Source organism: Chitinophaga silvisoli, assembly GCF_003412465.1.
Taxonomy (GTDB): domain Bacteria; phylum Bacteroidota; class Bacteroidia; order Chitinophagales; family Chitinophagaceae; genus Chitinophaga; species Chitinophaga silvisoli.
Genome location: NZ_QTJV01000002.1, coordinates 792,524 through 812,699 on the forward strand (window position 1 = coordinate 792,524; position 20,176 = coordinate 812,699).

20 protein-coding genes are annotated in these 20,176 nt (G+C 46.0%); 14 read left to right on the plus strand and 6 right to left on the minus strand.

Annotated elements, in window-relative coordinates:
• Positions 1-11: 11 nt before the first annotated feature.
• A complete protein-coding gene (recQ, locus tag DXN04_RS09410; RefSeq protein WP_116853077.1) occupies positions 12-2,213 on the minus strand; it encodes a DNA helicase RecQ in 2,202 nt (733 codons plus the stop codon).
• Between the two features lie 295 nt (positions 2,214-2,508).
• On the opposite strand from recQ, the gene DXN04_RS09415 reads away from it, so the two are divergent.
• From DXN04_RS09415 to DXN04_RS09425, 3 genes are read left to right on the plus strand one after another with little or no spacing between them, the layout of a single operon-like run.
• Positions 2,509-3,483 carry a KpsF/GutQ family sugar-phosphate isomerase gene (locus DXN04_RS09415; protein ID WP_116853400.1) on the plus strand — a complete coding sequence of 325 codons (975 nt, stop codon included), beginning with the start codon at positions 2,509-2,511 and terminating at the stop codon, positions 3,481-3,483.
• A gap of 4 nt (positions 3,484-3,487) precedes the next feature.
• Positions 3,488-4,579 (plus strand): mannose-1-phosphate guanylyltransferase, encoded by a 1,092-nt coding sequence (locus DXN04_RS09420; protein ID WP_116853078.1) that lies wholly within the window; start codon positions 3,488-3,490, stop codon positions 4,577-4,579.
• Between the two features lie 3 nt (positions 4,580-4,582).
• On the plus strand, positions 4,583-5,716 hold the full coding sequence (locus tag DXN04_RS09425) for a methionine aminotransferase (RefSeq protein WP_116853079.1): 1,134 nt from the start codon (positions 4,583-4,585) through the stop codon (positions 5,714-5,716).
• 64 nt (positions 5,717-5,780) lie between these two features.
• Here the strand turns inward: DXN04_RS09425 and DXN04_RS09430 are convergent, their stop codons facing one another.
• From DXN04_RS09430 to DXN04_RS09440, 3 genes are all read right to left on the minus strand, one after another.
• Positions 5,781-6,461: a carbonic anhydrase family protein gene (locus DXN04_RS09430; protein WP_116853080.1), complete on the minus strand. Its 681-nt coding sequence runs from the start codon at positions 6,459-6,461 to the stop codon at positions 5,781-5,783.
• 49 nt (positions 6,462-6,510) lie between these two features.
• Positions 6,511-8,160 (minus strand): SulP family inorganic anion transporter, encoded by a 1,650-nt coding sequence (locus tag DXN04_RS09435; RefSeq protein WP_116853081.1) that lies wholly within the window; start codon positions 8,158-8,160, stop codon positions 6,511-6,513.
• A gap of 180 nt (positions 8,161-8,340) precedes the next feature.
• The gene (locus DXN04_RS09440) at positions 8,341-8,631 is read right to left on the minus strand and encodes a hypothetical protein (RefSeq protein WP_116853082.1); all 291 of its coding nucleotides are present in this window, start codon (positions 8,629-8,631) and stop codon (positions 8,341-8,343) included.
• 289 nt (positions 8,632-8,920) lie between these two features.
• Between DXN04_RS09440 and DXN04_RS09445 the strand changes: the two genes are divergently transcribed.
• The 4 genes from DXN04_RS09445 (at position 8,921) to DXN04_RS09460 (ending at position 14,388) form a co-directional block, all read left to right on the plus strand.
• Complete coding sequence (locus DXN04_RS09445) at positions 8,921-9,247, plus strand: PadR family transcriptional regulator (RefSeq protein WP_116853083.1); 327 nt, start codon at positions 8,921-8,923, stop codon at positions 9,245-9,247.
• A gap of 40 nt (positions 9,248-9,287) precedes the next feature.
• On the plus strand, positions 9,288-11,051 hold the full coding sequence (locus tag DXN04_RS09450) for a PspC domain-containing protein (RefSeq protein WP_116853084.1): 1,764 nt from the start codon (positions 9,288-9,290) through the stop codon (positions 11,049-11,051).
• Between the two features lie 149 nt (positions 11,052-11,200).
• Positions 11,201-13,336 (plus strand): ferrous iron transport protein B, encoded by a 2,136-nt coding sequence (feoB, locus tag DXN04_RS09455; protein WP_116853085.1) that lies wholly within the window; start codon positions 11,201-11,203, stop codon positions 13,334-13,336.
• Between the two features lie 149 nt (positions 13,337-13,485).
• Entirely contained in the window at positions 13,486-14,388 is a 903-nt protein-coding gene (locus DXN04_RS09460) for a M28 family peptidase (protein ID WP_116853086.1), read from the plus strand.
• Here the strand turns inward: DXN04_RS09460 and DXN04_RS09465 are convergent.
• Positions 14,383-14,958 carry a hypothetical protein gene (locus tag DXN04_RS09465; RefSeq protein ID WP_158568930.1) on the minus strand — a complete coding sequence of 192 codons (576 nt, stop codon included), beginning with the start codon at positions 14,956-14,958 and terminating at the stop codon, positions 14,383-14,385. The genes DXN04_RS09460 and DXN04_RS09465 overlap by 6 nt on opposite strands.
• A 51-nt stretch (positions 14,959-15,009) precedes the next feature.
• Between DXN04_RS09465 and paaA the strand changes: the two genes are divergently transcribed.
• The 5 genes from paaA to nadD are packed head-to-tail and all read left to right on the plus strand — an operon-like array spanning position 15,010 to position 18,265.
• Positions 15,010-16,011 (plus strand): 1,2-phenylacetyl-CoA epoxidase subunit PaaA, encoded by a 1,002-nt coding sequence (gene paaA, locus DXN04_RS09470; protein ID WP_199415005.1) that lies wholly within the window; start codon positions 15,010-15,012, stop codon positions 16,009-16,011.
• 20 nt (positions 16,012-16,031) lie between these two features.
• Positions 16,032-16,397, plus strand: coding sequence for a 1,2-phenylacetyl-CoA epoxidase subunit B (locus DXN04_RS09475; protein WP_199415006.1), 366 nt, complete (start codon positions 16,032-16,034; stop codon positions 16,395-16,397).
• A gap of 5 nt (positions 16,398-16,402) precedes the next feature.
• Positions 16,403-17,146, plus strand: coding sequence for a 1,2-phenylacetyl-CoA epoxidase subunit PaaC (paaC, locus tag DXN04_RS09480; protein ID WP_116853088.1), 744 nt, complete (start codon positions 16,403-16,405; stop codon positions 17,144-17,146).
• Positions 17,147-17,166: 20 nt separating this feature from the next.
• Positions 17,167-17,649: a 1,2-phenylacetyl-CoA epoxidase subunit PaaD gene (paaD, locus tag DXN04_RS09485; protein ID WP_116853089.1), complete on the plus strand. Its 483-nt coding sequence runs from the start codon at positions 17,167-17,169 to the stop codon at positions 17,647-17,649.
• A gap of 46 nt (positions 17,650-17,695) precedes the next feature.
• The gene (gene nadD / locus DXN04_RS09490; RefSeq protein WP_116853090.1) at positions 17,696-18,265 is read left to right on the plus strand and encodes a nicotinate (nicotinamide) nucleotide adenylyltransferase; all 570 of its coding nucleotides are present in this window, start codon (positions 17,696-17,698) and stop codon (positions 18,263-18,265) included.
• On the opposite strand, the gene DXN04_RS09495 is transcribed toward nadD, so the two are convergent.
• Positions 18,266-19,300: an AI-2E family transporter gene (locus tag DXN04_RS09495; RefSeq protein WP_116853091.1), complete on the minus strand. Its 1,035-nt coding sequence runs from the start codon at positions 19,298-19,300 to the stop codon at positions 18,266-18,268.
• 204 nt (positions 19,301-19,504) lie between these two features.
• Between DXN04_RS09495 and DXN04_RS09500 the strand changes: the two genes are divergently transcribed.
• Both DXN04_RS09500 and DXN04_RS09505 read left to right on the plus strand, forming a co-directional pair.
• Positions 19,505-19,702, plus strand: coding sequence for a YtxH domain-containing protein (locus DXN04_RS09500; RefSeq protein WP_072366229.1), 198 nt, complete (start codon positions 19,505-19,507; stop codon positions 19,700-19,702).
• A 26-nt stretch (positions 19,703-19,728) separates the two neighbouring features.
• The gene (locus DXN04_RS09505; protein ID WP_116853092.1) at positions 19,729-20,160 is read left to right on the plus strand and encodes a hypothetical protein; all 432 of its coding nucleotides are present in this window, start codon (positions 19,729-19,731) and stop codon (positions 20,158-20,160) included.
• Positions 20,161-20,176 lie beyond the last annotated feature (16 nt).

The following is a 20,176-nucleotide window of genomic DNA, read 5'->3' on the forward strand; positions in this document are numbered from 1 at the left end:
GGTTTATTATTTTAGTTCCCGTATACTACGAGGAACTTAATACGCATCAATTTCAATTGTTCAATGGTGTAGTCGCTATCGATGAGTTCTTCGCGGGCCAGTGCCAGACTGGAGGTCTCGCAGCCTTTGAAGTATTCCATGATTTCGTCCTGGGCGTAGTCGTCCAGTTCTTCATCAAGGCAATAGTCAAGATTGAGTTTGGTGCCGCTTGCCACGATGGTTTCCATTTCGTCCAGCAGTTGAGGAATGGTGAGTTCCTTGTTGCGGGCGATGGTTTCCAGAGGCATTTTCTTATCGATATTCTGGATAATGAATACTTTCAGGCCGCTCTTATTCACCACGCTCTTCATGACAAAGTCATCCGGTTTTACGATATCATTTTCCTCTACATATTTAGAGATGACATCTACGAACTGTTTGCCATAGCGGATGGCTTTACCCTTGCTTACACCCTGTATTTTCTCCAGTTCCTGTACGGTAGTAGGGTACTGGGTAGCCATGTCTTCGAGGGAGGTCTCGAGGAAGATGACGAATGGAGGGAGGTTCTTTTCTTTTGCTACTTTTTTACGCAGCTCTTTCAGCATTTCGAAGAGAACAGGGTCAGCGGAAGCCTGGGCTTCTGCGGCTACTTCATCTTCTTCATTGCCTTCTTCTTCAAATTGGTGGTTGAGAGAGACCATGATAGAGTAAGGGGTTTTGAGGAACTTTTTACCCTTATCAGTGATCTTTAGCAGGCCATATTCTTCGATGTCTTTGGCAATCAGGTCTTCCAGCATCATCTGGCGGATGAGGGAGTTCCAGAAGTGTGCATCGAATTCTTTACCCTTGCCAAACACTTCCAGCTGGTTGTGACCATAGGTAGTGATCTGCGGGTTGATCTTGCCGGTGATGATATTGACAACGTAGTCGGTGCCAAAGCGTTCTTCCAGAGACTGGATGGCTTTGAGTACAATAACCACACGGTTTTTAACTTCAATCTTTTCTTTTGGATTACGACAGTTGTCGCAGGCACCGTTACACTGGTGTTCTTCGTACTTCTCACCGAAGTAGTGGAGGATCACTTTGCGGCGGCAGGCAGAGCTTTCGGCGTAGGCAACGGTTTCGTTGATGAGCTGAGCGCCCATTTCCCTTTCGCTGAGGGGCTTGTCGCGCATCAGGTGTTCCAGCTTCTGAACGTCCTTGTAGGAGTAGAAGCATACGCAGATCCCTTCCAGGCCGTCACGACCTGCACGACCCGTCTCCTGGTAGTAGTTTTCCAGGCTCTTGGGAATGTTGTAGTGAATAACGAAGCGAACGTCCGGCTTATCGATACCCATACCGAAGGCGATGGTAGCTACGATTACCTCACACTCTTCGTGCAGGAACATATCCTGCCGCTGGGCGCGGGTGCCGGCATCCAGACCTGCGTGGTAAGCAACAGCTTTGATATTGTTGGCTACCAGCATGTCTGCCAGTTCTTCGGTGGTTTTACGGTTCAGGGTATAGATGATACCGCTTTTACCTTTATGCTGGTGGATAAACTTGACGATTTCGCGGATGGTCTGTTCTTTCTTCCTTTTTGGGCGGATCTCATAGTAGAGGTTAGGCCTGTTAAAGGAGGAGAGGTATACCTGCGGATCGCGGAGACCCAGGTTTTTGACGATATCGCTTTGTACTTTTGGAGTCGCGGTGGCGGTGAGGGCGATGATAGGCAGATCGCCATTGATCATTTCTATCATTTCCTTGAGGCGGCGGTACTCAGGACGGAAATCGTGTCCCCATTCTGAGATACAGTGCGCTTCGTCCACTGCTATGAAAGAGATGTCCAGTTCCTTGAAAAACTCCAGGTTTTCAGCCTTGGTCAATGTTTCCGGTGCTACGTATAACATCTTGGTTTTTCCGGAGAGGAGATCGGTTCTTACTTTCTTGATTTGAGCTTTAGAAAGGGTAGAATTTAGAAAATGCGCTACATTATCCTTGCTACTGTAGGAGCGAACTAGATCTACCTGGTTTTTCATTAAAGCTATGAGCGGAGAGACGATCAGAGCACATCCTGGACTCATTAATGCCGGGAGTTGGTAGCAAAGGGACTTGCCTCCGCCGGTTGGCATTATGACAAAAGTATCTTTGCGGGCAAGAATGCTTTTAATGATAATTTCCTGATTCCCTTTAAAAGAATCAAATCCAAAATGTTCCCGTAATGCATCTATCAAACTTACCTTTACAACAGCCATTGCATTCAAAATTTAAAACAAATAAACTCTAAAGAAAGTAACAAATTATGGATATTGTTTATGTGTTTTTTAGGGGACACGAAGTTAACTAAAATTGCATTGACCCCCAATTAAATTTATCCGAAATGAGGTCCAGTACTGCTTTGGCATGCGATTTAGCAGCAGGGCCAGCAGGTAGAGGCTGCGGCTGGTATAGTAGGGAATGAGAATAAGGAATGATTCAGCGCAACTCATTATAAAATAGGTGCATGTATAGGACCGAATCTCCCTAATACTGGTTAACTTTGCAATGCTCATGAAAAACAGAACGGATATTAATATAGCAGCTATAGCAAAAAAGACACTCCAGGTTGAAGCTGCGGCGATAGACAATCTTCAGAAGTTTATCAATGCTGACTTTGAGCAGTCGGTGGCACTCATCGCTGCCTGTACAGGCAGGGTAGTTGTCACTGGTATAGGCAAGAGCGCTATCATTGGCCAGAAAATTGTGGCTACACTTAATTCTACAGGTACACCTGCCCTCTATATGCATGCAGCCGATGCTATCCATGGGGATCTGGGTATGATCCGGGATGAAGATGTTATTCTCTGTATTTCGAAAAGCGGCAATTCGCCGGAGATCAAGGTATTGGTACCGTTGGTCAAGAGTTTTGGCAACAAGTTGATTGCCATGACGGGCAATATTGATTCTTATCTTGCACTGGAGGCAGACCTCTTGTTAAATACAACTGTTGACCAGGAGGCCTGTCCGAATAACCTGGCACCTACTACGAGCACCACTGCCCAATTGGCAATGGGGGATGCCCTGGCCGTGTGTTTAATAGAATGGCATGGTTTTACGGCTGCTGACTTTGCAAAATTCCATCCGGGGGGTACGCTTGGTAAAAAATTGTATCTCAAGGTATTGGATCTATGCCGTCAGCACGATGCGCCTAAGGTATATCTGGATAGTTCATTGAAAAATGTAATCGTGGCTATTAGTTCCGGCATGCTGGGAGTAACAGCCGTATTAGATAGCAATGACCAACTAAGCGGCATTATTACAGATGGTGATCTGCGCCGTATGCTGGAAAAAAGTATGTCAACTGACAATGTGACTGCCAGTGATATTATGTCTCGCCACCCCAAAACAATTCAATGTGATGAATTGGCTGTAAATGCCCTGGAGATGATGAGACAACATGATATTACCCAGTTGTTAGTGCTGGATGACAAGAAGTATATAGGTATTATTCATTTACATGATTTAATCCGGGAAGGAATTATTTGACACGATGACTTACGTGAACAGGCATTTTTATGTGGCCATTATGGCCGGAGGTATAGGTAGCCGGTTCTGGCCTTATAGCCGTACTGACTATCCAAAGCAATTCCTCGATATTTTGAATACGGGGAAGAGCCTTCTGCAATGGACATATGAGCGATTCTCCCAGTTTATTCCACGGGAAAACATTTTTGTAGTTACGCACCAGCATTATATTGGCAAGGTGCAGGAACAACTGCCGGATGTGGTCGTTGACAACATTGTCCCCGAACCATCCAGGAAGAACACGGCACCCTGCATTGCATATATTTCGCACAAGATTTATGGACAGGACCCCAAGGCAAACATCATTTGTGCGCCGGCTGATCACCTGATCATGGATGCGACTGCATTTACCAGCACCTGCCTCAATGCCCTGATGTTTGTTCAGAAAAATAGTGCATTGGTGACCCTGGGCATCAAACCTACCCGTCCTGACACGGGGTATGGCTACATCCAGTTTGAAACCCAGCAGGTTGCGGACAATGTATACCCTGTGAAGACCTTCACAGAAAAGCCGAATTTAGAACTGGCCAGGACTTTTATACAAAGTGGAGACTTCCTCTGGAATGCCGGTATCTTCGTATGGAACGTGAAAACCATTCTCGCTGCCCTGAAGACCTACCTGCCAGAGGTAGATGAGCTCTTCCAGCAATACAGATCCGCCCTGAACACTCCCGGGGAGAAAAAGGCGATAGAAACCATCTATCCTCAGTGTACCAATATCTCTATAGATTACGGTATCATGGAAAAGGCAGATAATGTGTATGTGATTCCTGCCAATTTCGGATGGAGTGACCTGGGTACCTGGGCATCTGCCTACGAGAACCTGGAAAGGGACGATTCCGGCAACGCCATTCAGGGAAAGAACGTGATGATGATAGATGCAACGAACTGTATGGTAAGGGCTCCCCACGATAAGTTACTGGTATTGCAGGGCCTCGATGAGTTCATCGTAGTCGATACCAACGATGTATTGTTGATCTGCCGCAAAGACAATGAGCAGGCGATCAAGGAATATGTAGCGGAGGTAAAGCGCAACAAAGGAGAGAAGTACCTTTAAGATATGTCCAAATTACCCAATGTAGGAACGACGATCTTCACGGTCATGTCGGGCCTGGCTGCGCAGCATGCTGCCATCAACCTGTCGCAGGGTTTTCCTGATTTTGATTGTAACGAAACCCTGAAGCACCTTGTAGGCGAGGCCATGGAAGCAGGATATAACCAATATGCTCCCATGCCGGGGATCATGCCCCTGCGCGAGGCGATTGCTGAAAAGATTCGTTTACTGTACGGGCAAAGTGTCAATCCGGATACGGAAATCACCGTTACCCCGGGAGGTACGTATGCCATCTTCACCGCTATAGCGACAGTAATTGGTCCTGGCGATGAGGTGATCATCTTTGAACCTGCCTATGACAGTTATATTCCGAATGTACTGGTGAATGGCGGGGTTCCGGTACGGGTTCCACTTTCATTTCCTGACTATCATATAGACTGGTCGCTGGTGCGGAGTAAGATTACGCCCCGTACGAAGATGATCATGCTCAATACACCGCACAATCCAACCGGCAGCATTCTTACGCCGAATGACATTGCGGAACTGGAAAAGCTGGTGGCGGAGCATAATATTCTCATTCTCTCCGACGAAGTATATGAGCACCTCATTTATGACGGGAAGGAACACCTGAGCATATTGCGCTATCCTTCTTTGTTGAAAAACAGCTTTGTGACCTTCTCTTTCGGGAAGGTATTTCATAATACGGGGTGGAAAATGGGCTATTGTATAGCACCGGCTCACCTGATGGCGGAGTATAGAAAGGTGCACCAGTACCTGTGTTTCTCCGTAAACACGCCTATGCAGTATGGCCTGGCTAAGTTCCTGCAAACGCCGGATCATTACCTGAGCCTGCCGGCATTCTTCCAGGAGAAGAGGGATTATTTCCTGTCGCTCATGAAGGATACCCGCTTTACGCCTCTCCATTCTTCAGGCAGTTATTTCCAGCTGATGAAATACGATCGTATATCAGATGAGGGGGATAAGGATTTTGCGATCCGGATCACGAAAGAGTTCGGGGTAGCGAGTATTCCGGTATCTGCTTTTTACGAAGATGGGAAGGATGACCATGTGGTCAGGTTTTGTTTTGCCAAAAGGAACGAAACACTTGAAAAGGCAGTAGAGCGCCTTAAAAAGATCTAAAATAAAAGCCGCCCTGTAATCAGAGCGGCTTTTCCTTTGTATATGACTACAAGCAAGGCTTGTGTTACACAGTTACAGCCTCCAGTTGCTCTTTCGCAACTTCTTCACCAATAATCAGTGTATTTTCCAGGAAAGTCACTACGCCGGTTTCGACATCATACATGGCTCCGATAATACCTACTTCTCCGGCAAGAATCATTTCGCGTAAAATGTGACTTTGCTCCATAATTGCCTGTACGGAACGTTCGGTATGGATATGTGTTACCGCATGTACGAACGCAGGGTTATGAGAGGTTCTGTCTTTTGTAATGGTCTTTTCTGCGTATACGGCAGGGGTAATTTTACCCAGCAGGGCAGTCAGGTTACCCATTTCAACCTTGTCGCAGGCACCCTTGATGGCACCGCACTTGCTATGGCCCAGTACAACGATAAACTTGGATCCGGCTACTTTGCAGGCATATTCCAGGCTACCCAGTACATTTTCGGAGATCACAGCACCTGCCAGGCGGATACTGAAGATGTCTCCCAGGCCCTGATCAAAAATCAGTTCTGCAGAAGTGCGGGAGTCCATACAGCTCACGATGGCGGCCATTGGCCACTGACCATCGCGGGTTTCATTGATCTGTTCCAGGTGATCGCGGTGCAGGCGGAGGTTCTCCACGAAGCGGGCGTTACCATTCTTTAACAGTTCCAGGGTAGTAGCTGGAGTCAGTTTGTCTTGCAGAGATTTATTTAACGTTTTCATTCTTTTCACTTTTTTTTATTGGTTTTTAAATGGCGGGTCAACAATTGGTTTAGTTCAGTTGCAATTCTTTCAATAACTGCTCATGATTACCGGTGGATATAGTATGTACGTGTCCGGACCTGATATCGGCTTGGTAATCGGCAGGAATATTTTCAGAATTCTGGATTTTGTACTCATTCTTAAACCCCGCTAGCACCACATTAATGTTCTTTTGAGCTGCTTTTACATCTTTAAATTCCCTGATAGATTCCAGGACATCGAAATCTATATAGGTTGTATTGCTTGCATCTATCACTACTGTTGTGTTCTCCGGCATGTGATCCAGGGTAAGCAGGATGCTGGCTTTGTTCAGGAATGATACTTCCTGTGCAAGTTCCAGCCTGATGCTGTCGCCGTTCTGGTATTTTTCCTTGCGGAAATAGTAGGAGCTACGCATATTACCTCTCAGAATGGCAATCACGCTAACCGCCATGCCTAATGTGATACCAATCAGCAGGTCGGTAAATACGATAGCTACTACAGTCACCACGAAAGGCACCCACTGGTACTTACCATTTTTGAACATCTCTTTGAAGATGGAGATTTTGCAGAGCTTATACCCGGTCACCAGTAGTACGGCGGCGAGGGTAGCCAGCGGAATCTTGTTCAGGATGGTAGGAATCAGGGCTGTACATACCAGGAGCAGTACGCCGTGTGTGATGGTAGCGAGTTTGGTACGGCCACCTGCATTGATATTGGCAGATGAACGAACGATTACGGAGGTGATAGGCAGACCACCGATCATTCCGCTTATAATGTTACCGATGCCCTGTGCCTGCAGTTCACGGTTAGGAGGCGTATGTCTTTTCAGCGGATCCAGTTTGTCAGTCGCTTCTACGTTCAGCAGGGTTTCTACTGAGGCTACGATGGCGATAGTGGCACCTACGATCCATACTTCCTTGTTGGTAATGGAGCTGAAATCGGGAGTAGTAAATTGCCCGATAAAGTCGCCGAAGCTCTGAGGCACCGGCAGGCTCACCAGGTGAGAAGGTGCAATGGCCAGTTTACTACCGATGGCAATAAAGATGGCATTCAGCACCACGGCAGTGATTACGGCTACCAGTGGTGCAGGGATCACCCCTACTTTAGGAATTTTGTTCCAGTAGAGGATGATCAGCACCGAAATAACACAAACTATAGTCGCACCCAGGTGGATATGGTTGATAGTGGACAGCAAAGCAGTGATGCTATTATGTCCGTCTACCTGGATAAAGGTAAAATCTCCTTCAGAATCAGCGTCATAGCCAAAGGCATGTGGAAGTTGCTTCATTATAATAATAATACCAATGGCAGTGAGCATCCCTTTGATCACATTGGAAGGGAAGTAGTTGGCTACGGTACCTGCTTTAAGCAGGCCGAGTCCGAATTGAATCACGCCACCGATCACAACGGCCATGAGAAATACGTCAAAAACGCCAAACCTGGTGATGGCAGAGAGTACCACAGCGGTAAGACCTGCAGCAGGGCCGCTTACGCTCAGTTGAGCACCGCTCAGGGAGCCAATCACCAGGCCCCCGATAATGCCGGCGATCATACCGGAGAACAATGGAGCACCGGATGCCAGGGCAATACCGAGACATAAAGGCACCGCAATCAGAAATACTACAAGACCTGAGGAGAGGTCGCCTTTGACGTTCGAGAATATATTTTGCCTGCTCATAGTCAATAGAATTTAATTACGCTTGCGCGAGGTTGGTCATGGGGATAGCAGTGCCAGTGCGCTTTCCCGCGTAGGCATAGCATTCCCTATGGAATTTTGTGTTTGAGTAGTAATAAATGTGTAAAAGCAGCATCGAAGGCATAGTGGTGCCGGATGCAATAGAATTAAAGAAAATGAGCTTTAGCAGTTGGGAGGGGGGCAGTGTATTTCCCTGGCGGGGCCTTTAAGAATGTTCTCCATTACTGTGAAATGGATCTTGCTAAGAAAAAGGGAAGGTTCGTGGAAGGAGTGATCATGGTGCTTCAGCCATTTTAAGTCTTTGGCGAGCTTGACTACATCATCACCCGAGCATCCATCTGAGGGATGTTCCTCCACAATCTGGTTATTAAACAGTAACCTTCCCATCTCCTTTATTGGAAGGAGCTGGATACACATCAGTGTAAGAAGGAATATGCCGATAACCTTTTTCATGTGTCTTTACAAAAATAATAAAAGCTGAGACGTATCGTAAATATACGATTTAAAAATATGTTAAACGTTATTTTTTTTACCGCTCATCATAAATTTTCTCTACCTCCAAAATATCAAGTAGTTGAATACTAGCTCATTATGTTTTAACGAGTAATAAACAAAGCAAATTATTTTGCTTAAAAAGGTATTGTGTATTGCATAGTAGTATAAATCCCCTTATCTTTGTATCGTAGATATCAAAAACCAAATAGTATGAACATAGTAAGACAATTAATAAAGCTCACTTGCCATGAACATAGATAACACACAATCACAGATGCGAAAGGGCGTGCTTGAATTCTGCATCCTGAGCATCATCAAGCAAGGAGAAGCTTACCCTTCAGACATTATCGAAAAAATGAAAGAAGCAAAGCTGGATATCCTGGAGGGCACTCTTTATCCTTTATTAACACGGTTGAAGAACGCAGAATTACTGAGTTACAGATGGGAAGAAAGTAACTCAGGTCCACCAAGGAAATATTTTTCCATGACCGACAAGGGAGAGGAATTCTACCTGGAACTGGAAAAGACCTGGAACGAACTGGCAAACGCGGTACATCAGCTCACAAGTAAATAAAAATCCATCCAAACTAAAATCTAATAAATAGCAACGAGTAATGAAAAAGATTATTAACATAAACCTGGCCAGCCGCCTTATTCCCATTGAGGATAGCGCATATGAGATACTGCGGCAGTATCTGGACAGTTTGAAAAAATACTTTGCAAGGGAGGAAGGTGCGGATGAGATAGTGAGTGATATTGAAGGTCGTATTGCAGAGATCTTCCAGGATAAAATCAAGAAGGGTGCACATTGCATCACTGACGAAGATGTAATCGGCGTGAAAGCTGTGATGGGCACACCGGACCAGTTTGAAGAAAGCGACGATACAAATACCAAGCAGCAGTCAGCACCTGCCAGCGATCCTATCTACGATAGTTTCCGCACCAGGAAGCGTTTATACCGTGACCCGGATGCAAAGGTACTGGGTGGTGTATGCGGTGGTCTGGGTGCTTACCTGAACGTAGACCCGGTGGTTTTCCGTATCATCTTCGCCCTGCTGGCGATTGGTGGTTTCGGTTCCGGTATACTGGTATACTTCATATTATGGATCGTAACACCTGAAGCTAATACTGCTGCTGAAAAGCTGCAAATGAGAGGAGAGCGTGTAGATGTGAACAACATCAAAACTGCTGTTCAGGATGAAATTAATGCTACCAAGGCCCATTTCAAGCATATCGGAAACGAAATGCGAAATTTTTCTCAGGGCCGGGGAAGACAAGTTGGAAATGATATAGAACGTTTTGGCCGTAACTTTTTTGATGTATTAGGCCGCGTTCTGATCGTACTGACTAAAGGCTTCTTTTACTTCCTGGCTGTAGTCATCCTCCTCGTCCTGCTGGTAGTGGGCGTAATGATCACAGTTGCTTCTCCGGTCCTTCTGCCATTCAAAGACCTGATATTGTCAGGCACCCTGCAAAACCTGCTCTTCTGGCCATCTGTATTCCTGTTGATCGGGATACCGATTGTGGGGATTGTCATCTTCATCATCCGCAAGCTCACGGGTGTAAAGCAGACGAACCGCTATGTGGGTTATACCCTTAGTTTCCTCTGGTTCACAGGCCTGGTGTTTGGAATACTGGTAGCTATTTCTGTAGCAAAAGACTTCAGGTTACGGAATACTGTAAAAGAAAATTTTGCTATCGTGCAACCTTCTAACGGTAAGATCGTCTTTAAAGAAATGGACAACCTGGTGCAGGTAGAAGAAAGTTTCTTTGATGATGACCTGAAACTGGCTGACGATACTGTAATTATCAATAGTTACCGTGTAAATGTAGAGAAGAGCAAGAATGACAGTTTCTACCTGGAAGTACAGCGTATGGCCAGGGGCCGTAGTATCTCCCAGGCAAGGATGCTGGCACAGGAGATCTCTTTCCCAATCACCCAACAGGACTCAGTGATTTACCTGCCCGCAGGTATTTCTATCCCAAGAAACAGCAAGTTCCGTGACCAGCGTGTACGCCTCATCATCAGGGTGCCGGTTGACAAGCAGGTGGAAATGGACAGAAAAGTTCGTAACCACTATAGCAGCTGGAAATGGGATGGAGACTGGGATAACGTCCACTTTGACAGTGATGATGATGATAATAACGATGTGCAGATAATGAAAATGACTCCTGATGGAGTGGATAACAAATCAAACAAGCACGAATCAGAGAATGATTCCTCAGACGATAATTACCGCTACAAAGGAAAACAGGAGCGCCATACCACCCCGGCAGAAGAAGATTCTACCAAGGCAGCGAACGCTACTGGTAAAGGAAAAGTAGCCTTTGAAGGCGGAGATGCCATCAGCTACAGTCTTTACAAACTTTTGAGCTAAACTTTTCATCACAATAAGTTCAATAGTTAAAGAAATGAATACCACGGTCTTTACCGTGGTTTTTTTATTTAACCACATTTTTCCCGAATTGATCAAACAGCTGACATTTAAATGCCTAGTTTTGTTCTTTTAACCGGAGAAGATAAGGAATGCAGGCTAATAAAAATGGAAAGATCAATATTGCGCTGGTAGGGAATCCGAATAGTGGCAAGAGCTCGTTATTTAATGCTTTGACAGGACTGAACCAGAAGGTTGGTAATTTCCCGGGGGTAACTGTTGACAAGAAAACCGGTGCGGCGACCATTTCAGCCACACTGCAAGCCAACATAATTGACCTGCCCGGTACCTACAGCCTTTATCCCAAGAGTGCCGATGAATTAGTAACGTATGATGTGCTGGTAAATCCTCAGGGAGAGGAGCTGCCAGACATTATCCTCATTATTGCCGATGCTTCCAATCTGAAACGTAACCTGCTCTTCTGTTCCCAGATCATAGACCTGAAAATCCCCGTTATCATTGGACTGACCATGATGGACATTGCCCGTAAAAAGGGGGTGGAAATCGATGAAGCCGGCCTGGAAAGGGAATTAGGGGTACCGGTGGTCTCCGTTAATCCCCGTAAGAATAAAGGGATTCCGGAACTGAAAAAGATCATTGAACTCGTGACCCGGGAAAAGCAGTCTGCACCTCCCCGTGATTTTATAGACAGCCGTGCGCTGGCCCCTGAGCTAATTACCGATATCAAGAAAGTAGTACCTGTGAAGAGTGACTATGCTGCCCTGCATATAGCTGTGAATCACAATGAACTATACTTCCTGAATGCAGCACAGAAAGAAACCATCTCCAGGTCTGTTGAAACGCACCAGTTTAATAAAACGAAAGTACAGGCAGACGAAATTATGCAGCGCTATGCCCGTATCAAGCATATCATGCGTAACTCAGTCGTGGAAGCAGATCCTTTGCAGAAACAGTTACAGACAGAAAAGATCGATGATCTTCTCCTGCACCGCTTCTGGGGGTATGTGATTTTGCTGGTGATCATGGCCATTATGTTCCAGAGTATTTTCTGGCTGGCCTCTTTCCCGATGGACTGGATCGAGGGTGGTTTTGGTGCGCTGAGTGGCTGGCTGTCCGATGTGCTGCCGCAAAATCAGCTCTCCGACATCTTCATCAATGGTATCATTGCCGGTTTAGGCGGGATCGCGGTATTCGTACCCCAGATCATGATCCTCTTTGGGTTCATTACTATCCTGGAAGATACCGGCTATATGGCCAGGATCAGTTTTCTCACCGATCGCCTGATGCGCCAGGTGGGATTGAATGGAAAGTCTGTCATGCCATTGATTAGTGGAATAGCTTGTGCCGTACCCGCTATCATGGCTACCCGTAACATTGAAAACAGGAAGGAAAGGCTGATTACAATTCTGATTACACCACTCATGAGTTGTTCTGCCCGTCTGCCTATCTATACAGTGATGATTGCCCTGGTGATTCCAAACAAACCTGTATTGGGTATCCTCAATTTACAGGGTTTAGTGATGATGGGATTGTACCTCTTAGGTTTTGTGATGGCACTGATCATAGCTGCGATCCTGAAGATCTTTGTGAAGATCAAAGAAAAGAGCTACTTCATCATGGAGCTGCCGGTATACCGTGCTCCCCGCTGGATGAACGTAGGTACCACTATGCTGCAGAAAGCGAAGATCTTTATCACGGATGCGGGTAAGGTAATCATGGTAATTTCCATTATCCTGTGGTTCCTGGCATCGTATGGACCATCGAAAAAGATGGAGGCTGTGTCCACGAAATACGAACAATTAAAGACCGCACAACCAGATAAGACAGAGGACCTGAACAGGCAGGAAGCCATGGAAAAACTGGCCAATTCCTATGCAGGAGGCCTGGGGCATGCCATAGAACCGGTAATCCGTCCTTTAGGTTTTGACTGGAAAATCGGTATCGCTTTGATCACGTCCTTTGCCGCCCGCGAGGTCTTCGTAGGTACAATGGCGACCTTGTATAGCGTGGGTGAGTCAGAAGAAGACAATGATGCCACTTTAAGGGAAAAAATGCATGGTGCTACCTGGAGAGATGGCCGGCCGGTATACACACTGGCCAGTGGAATTTCGCTGATGCTGTTTTATGCCTTTGCCATGCAGTGTATGAGTACATTGGCGATTGTGAAGCGGGAGACCAAATCCTGGAAGTTACCTGCCATTCAATTTGTATATATGACAGCGCTGGCTTACCTGAGTGCATTGTTGGCATACCAGCTGCTGAGCTGATAAACTTATTCTTATTTGTAAGCACGCCACCCCTTAACCAGTGGCTGATGCTTTTAGTAACAATTCAAAACGATTCCATACCGTTTTTTCCGGCAGGGTGATAGCGCGCAGTGAAATAGTTTATATTGCGAACTATCATCCAGCTGATTATGAAAACAACCATACTGTGTTGCCTGCTCCTGACAGGCGTATTAGCAAAAGCGCAGACCAATATTGATTCTGTTCAACTCATTAAGGACATCCGCACTTTATCTGCCGATAAATTCGAAGGCCGCCGCACAGGCACCAAAGGCAGCAGGATGGCCCAGTTTTATCTCTTAGACCGTTTCAAACAATCTGGTTTACAAGCCTTTAATAAGACTTACGAATATCCCTTCTATTACCAGGAAGCTGATAAGCAGGTAATGGGTACCAATCTGTATGGCTATATCAGTGGTAAGTCAGCATCAGTTATCGTAATCAGCGCACACTACGATCATTTAGGGATAAAGAAAGACCAGGCAGGAAAGGATAGTATTTACAATGGCGCTGACGATAACGCTTCCGGTGTAGGTAGTTTACTTGCCCTGATAGGATATTTCAAAAAGCACACACCTGAACATACCCTTATTTTCGTTGCTTTCGATGGTGAGGAAGAGGGGCTGAAAGGCGCTGCAGCTTTTGTAAAGACCCCACCCGTACCAGTCAACCGTTTTCTGCTGAATGTAAATCTGGATATGGTGAGCCGCAATGACAAGAATGAACTGTATGTATGTGGTGTGACTCCATATCCTGCACTGAAGCCTTTTGTAGATGCTGCGGCTGCAAAATCAGGTACTGTCAAACTGATTGCTGGTCATGATCATAAAGAAGATGGCAGCAACAACTGGATCAGCCAGAGTGATCAGTATGAATTCCACAAACTGAAGATCCCGTTCTTATATTTTGGCGTGGAAGATCACCCCGACTACCACAAGCTCTCTGATGAGTTTGAGCATATTCAACCATCCTTTTATTACCAGGCTACGAATCACATCCTGAATGTAGTGCTGGCAGCGGACAAGGGTTTATAATGCCCTGAGGGAATCGGCAATCGCCTGCTGCCATTGGTATTGTACAAAATGGTTGATGCCATGGTTGGTTTCCCTGTCATACGCTTCCTGCAGGCGGTTCATTTCCCTGAAGGATTCGATGTATTCATATTGGATCATGCTGTCGTAATCATCGGCAGTCAGTTCCATTTGCGTCACCTTTTTCCTGAAGCGCAGGGCTACGAGCCAGGTGATATCAAAATGCAGCTGTTCATGCGCCAGTCCATAATCATCCTGTACCGGGGGAGTCACCCAGGAGGCACTTTTGATATGAAAGACCTGCAAGGTGAGGTTGATGTAGAGGGTATCTTTCTTTCTGATACTGCCGCCCTCGTAGGCAAAGCTGCTGTAGGATACCGCTCCGCTTTTCGGCCGGGAGGGGGGAGCAGCCTGGAAATCAGACCACTGTAGTTTTCTATCAGAATGGTAAAAGAGTGTATCAGATTGAGAATTTTCAGGCCGGGTATCAGGTACAAAAACGACTTTGATGACTGGTTGGGTACTCATCAGTGATCCAAAAAGGCAACAGGTCCATATGATAATACTGCGCACACATTAAAGGTACATTTTTCGTAACTTACAGGTTACCAAAACAATCACACTATGTACGGTGGTGGATACATCTTTGAAGAGCCGAAAAGGCAGCCCCTGTCCGCGCAAACCCCGGACGACCCCGAAAAACTGGCCGCTTTTGAAAAGCGCATCGCCAATGGGGAAAAGATCGAACCTGGCGACTGGATGCCGGCCGAATACCGCAGGCAGCTGATCCGCTTAATAGAACAGCATGCTCATTCCGAAATTATCGGTGCCCTGCCAGAAGGTACCTGGATCACCCGTGCACCCGGCTTCAAACGTAAACTGGCGCTCATAGCCAAAGTACAGGATGAAATAGGCCATGGGCAGTTGCTTTATAATGCAGCCGAAACCCTGGGCAAATCCAGGGAGGCTATGATCAACGACCTGCTCAGTGGCAAGTCTAAATATTCCAATGTCTTTAATTATCCTGCTGAAACCTGGGCGGATGTAACTGTGATTGGTTTCCTGATTGATGCTGCGGCTATTGTGAACCAGGTAGCGAATGCCAAAGGGTCTTATGGCCCTTATTGCAGGGCACTGGAGCGCATTTGCTATGAGGAAAGTTTCCACCTCAAGCAGGGCCACGATGCATTTATAGAACTGGCGACCGGTACGCCGGCACAAAAGGCAATGCTGCAGGATGCGTTGAATCGCTGGTGGCAACCCATCATGCACTTCTTTGGTCCTCCTGATAAAGCCAGCAATCACAGCGAAAAGCTGATGCAATGGAAAGTGAAGATGGCCAGCAATGACGACATGCGCAACCAGTTTCTCGATACATATGTTCCTAAGATCTGGGAATTGGGATTGACCCTGCCGGATCCATTATTGAAAAAGAACCCGGAGACAGGAAAGTGGGAATATTCCGACCCGGACTGGGACCTGTTTTTCGAAGTGATCAAGGGCAATGGACCCTGTAATAAAGAAAGACTGGATGTAAGAAAATGGGCGGAGGAAAATGGCCGCTGGATAAGAAAAGCCCTGATGCGCCCGGAAGAAATGAAACGACAAACAGCCCCCGTAGCTTAACAAGAATTTTTTTCACGATTATGACTGACTCATTAGATCCACGTGTCAACCGGCTCCGGTTAGATAATATTGATGCCCCCTTTACCATAGAAGAAGGAGAAAACTGGCAGGCCTATGAAGTATTTCACCAGGAAAAGCGCGGCGCACACCATGAACATGTGGGGTGTGTACACGCACCAGATCCACAAATGGCGCTGATTTTCGCCAAAGAGCAATTTGGTAGAAGAAAGAAATGTGTGAATCTCTGGGTAGTGCGCAGTGCGGACATTCTGGCTTTCGGGCTGGAAGATGAAGATATGTTTGCCAACAATATGGAGAAGACCTACCGCGATGCCAGCGGGTTCAAGGTGATGGAAAAGATCAATAAGTTCAAAGGTAAGCCCTGACAATAATGGAAAACTTAATAAAAGAACTTGTCACCAAAATGGCTGACGATGCCCTGATACTGGGCCACCGTAATTCTGAATGGACGGGGCTCGGCCCTGTAATGGAAGAAGACATTGCTTTCTCTTCCATGGCACAGGACAAGATAGGACATGCCTGGGCGCTTTACCGCATGCTGCAGGACATGGAAGGTGGCCAGGATCCTGACCAGTTCGCATTTTTAAGACCTGCATCAGAATACAAATGCTGTCATCTTACAGAGATGCCCATTGGTACTTATGAATTTAGTCTGATGCGACATTTTCTGTTTGATCATGCAGAGACTGTACGCTATAGTAGTCTGCTGGAAAGCAGTTTTCTGCCACTCCGGCAACTGGCCCAAAAAGTAAAAGGGGAACTGAAATACCATACACTTCATGCAGATGCCTGGATCATCCAGCTGGGAAAAGGAGGGGCGGAGAGTCATGAAAAAATGCAGGCAGCGCTGGACAGTTGTTTCCCGCTGGCGGCAGGTATTTTTGAACCGGGTCCTGATGATGGAGGGTTGAGTGATGTATACCCCGGAGAGAAGGTATTACAGGAGCGCTGGATGGAGAATATTTATCCTGTATTGACCAAAGCAGCCCTGAATCTTCCTGGAGAAGTAACGCCTGCTTATGGTGGCAGGTATGGTCAGCACACACCTTACCTGCATGCTTTACTGGAAGAAATGGGAGAAGTGTTCAGACAGGATCCTGCTGCAGCCTGGTGAGCTTTTTAACTGAAGATAATATGGATACTATCAAAGCCATTTATGCATCCCTGGAAAAGGTCATGGACCCGGAAATCCCTGTATTGAATGTACTGGAAATGGGTATGATTACCGATGTACAGCAGGATGAAAAAGGCATTCATATAAAAATGATCCCAACCTTTTCAGCTTGTCCGGCTATCTCAGTGATCAGGCAATCAATCAGTGATACGGTGAGTAAAGACCTGCACTTGCCTGTAGAAGTGAGCGTAGATGCTGCTATACAATGGAATAGCAACAGGTTGACTGAAACTGCGAAGGAAAAGCTCCGTGGTTTTGGCATAGCAGCGCCTCCGGTACATCATGGTGAAATAGAGGCAGATATGCTGTTGCATGTCACCTGTCCGCATTGTGGCAGTGACAATACATTTATGCGTTCTCCCTTTGGAGCGACCCTTTGCAGGGCCATGCATTTCTGCCGTCAATGTGGAATGATGTTCGAACAGTTTAAGCCCCTTACCTGATTTTTCCTCATATTTATTTACTTTCACGCTTCAAAAAGCAAGGGGCATGAAGATAGGCTTGTATTTTGGATCATTTAATCCTATACATACCGGTCATATGATCATCGCGAATTTCGTGGCATATCATACGGATCTGGACAAGGTGTGGCTGGTCGTTTCTCCACAAAATCCATTAAAACCATCGGCATCATTACTCAATGAACATAACCGTTTTCACCTGGTAGAACTGGCTATCCAGGATGAGCCTAAGCTCAGGGCCAGTAACATCGAGTTCTCGTTACCAAGACCATCATTTACTGTTGATACATTAGCTTACCTGTCAGAGAAATTTCCGACACAGGAGTTTGCGATCATTATGGGGAGTGACAGTTTTCAGAACATTACCCGCTGGCGCAATTACCAGCACATTGTGAGGAATTACCCGATCTATGTGTACAAACGTCCGGGACATGAGGTCACAGAGACACATGGCGCTACGGTAAAAATACTGGAAGCGCCTATGCTGGATATATCAGCAACAGATATACGGAACTGGATAAAAGAAGGAATGTCAATCCGTTACATGGTGCCAGACAATGTAGCAGCGTATATTGCAGCCAATAACTACTACAAGTAATTATTTCTCTATCCTTACTTCCCGCTTCTTGACGAGGAATTCATTTGAATAGATCTCGAGCAGCAGGATGAACATAGATATTAACAGAGGTCCGAAGATCAGTCCTATAAACCCGAACAGGTTTACGCCTACCAGCACACCGAATACGGTAATCATAGGGTGTACATCACCAATCTTTTTAGCCAGCATAAATCTGAAGATATTATCTGACGTACCTACTACGGCAAATCCGTAAACGAGAACGGCTATGCCCTGCCAGGTATTGCCTGTGCCCAGGAGGTATAAACCCATGGGAACGTATACGGCGGCGGCACCTACTACTGGTAGCATAGAGGTACAGCAGGTAACGGCAAACCAAAAGACAGGCTGTGGTACTTTGAAAATAAAGTATCCGATCAGGGAGACGATACCCTGTATGATGGCAATGAGTGGAATTCCCACCGCATTGGCAATCACCAGTTTGCGGAATTCAGCGCCCAATCGGAGTACATTTTCATCTTTCAGGGGGATGTATTCATACAGATAGGCCTCCATTTCACGGCCACATACCAGCATGAAATAAAGTATGAAGTACATGATGGCGATCGTAGTAAGGGTATTGAAAGTAGCGCCCAGCAGGCGGGGGAGGACCGCTGTCAGGTAGCCTTGCAATTGTTCCAGTTTAACCTGCGAAAGCACATCTACCTTAGTGGCACTATGAATGCGTTCATTGAGTGTCTTGAGACCTCCAATCAACTCTGAAGTATGCTCAATGGCGTAGCCAACCTTGTCAGTAAGCATATTGATCATCAGGCCTACCGGCAATAAGATGATGATGAAGGAGAGGATCATCAGCATAGCAGCGGCGAGCGGCTTTTTCCAATTGCGCTTTTCAACCAGTCTGAACATGTAATTCCGGCTGATTACATATAGGGTGATGGCACCCAGGAAGCCGGGGAAAAAGGCATACATCTCAATAAAGAGGAGTGTAGCCAGCAAAACGATAATCAGCAGGAAACAGATCTGTTTCAGGCGTTCGTTGTCAATCGCGCTCATAAGGTTGATAAGTTAATGTAAGAGAAGGTGATACAAAAAGAGTACCGTTCGCTGCTATTTCCTTACCAGCCCTGAGTGATTACTAATTGCGCCTGCCGATTTTTTCAACATGTATTTTTCGTTAACTGCTAATCTTGGAATAGTGTTTGTACCTCTCATATTCCAATTATGTTAATCTAATTACTCACCTAAAAAACCAGAATTATGGCAAGCAACGGATCAAAAGCAGTTGTATCATTCATTGTTGGCGCAGCAGTAGGTGTTGCGGTAGGTTATTTCCTGAACTCTGACAAGAAAGACGAACTGGTCGACAAGCTGAAATATCAGGCTGACAAACTGAAAGATAAACTGAAAAAGAAAAAGGAGCAATATGAGGATGCCCTGGAAAATGAGCTGGCTTAATCCCTTATTGCACTAAAATCATTTGCATGGAAGATAATTTCAGCAACTATTTTAACCAGACAGGCAAGGTTGCCAAAGAGTATCTGGAAACCCGTCTGGACCTCATTAAGCTCCAGGCAGCAGGAAAGCTATCAAAGGCCCTCGGGCTTTTTTTCTCTTTGATACTGGCTTTCCTGCTGTTCTTTTTTGTTGTCGTATTTCTTGGAATGGTACTGGGCTTCTGGATTGGAGAAATGACCAATAGTTATACAATTGGATTTTCCTGTTCCGCCGGGCTTTTCATCTTCTTACTCCTCATCATCTTATGGTTCCGCGAGCCCCTCATTCAGCGCCCGCTGTCCAATATGCTGATTAAGGAATTAGTGAGTGAAATGGAGGTTGAAGCCAAAGAAGAAGCAGAACTGGAAAAGGAATTAGACAGAATGGAGGAGGAAGACGAATATCATGAGCAGTTATAATTTAACCATCATGAAA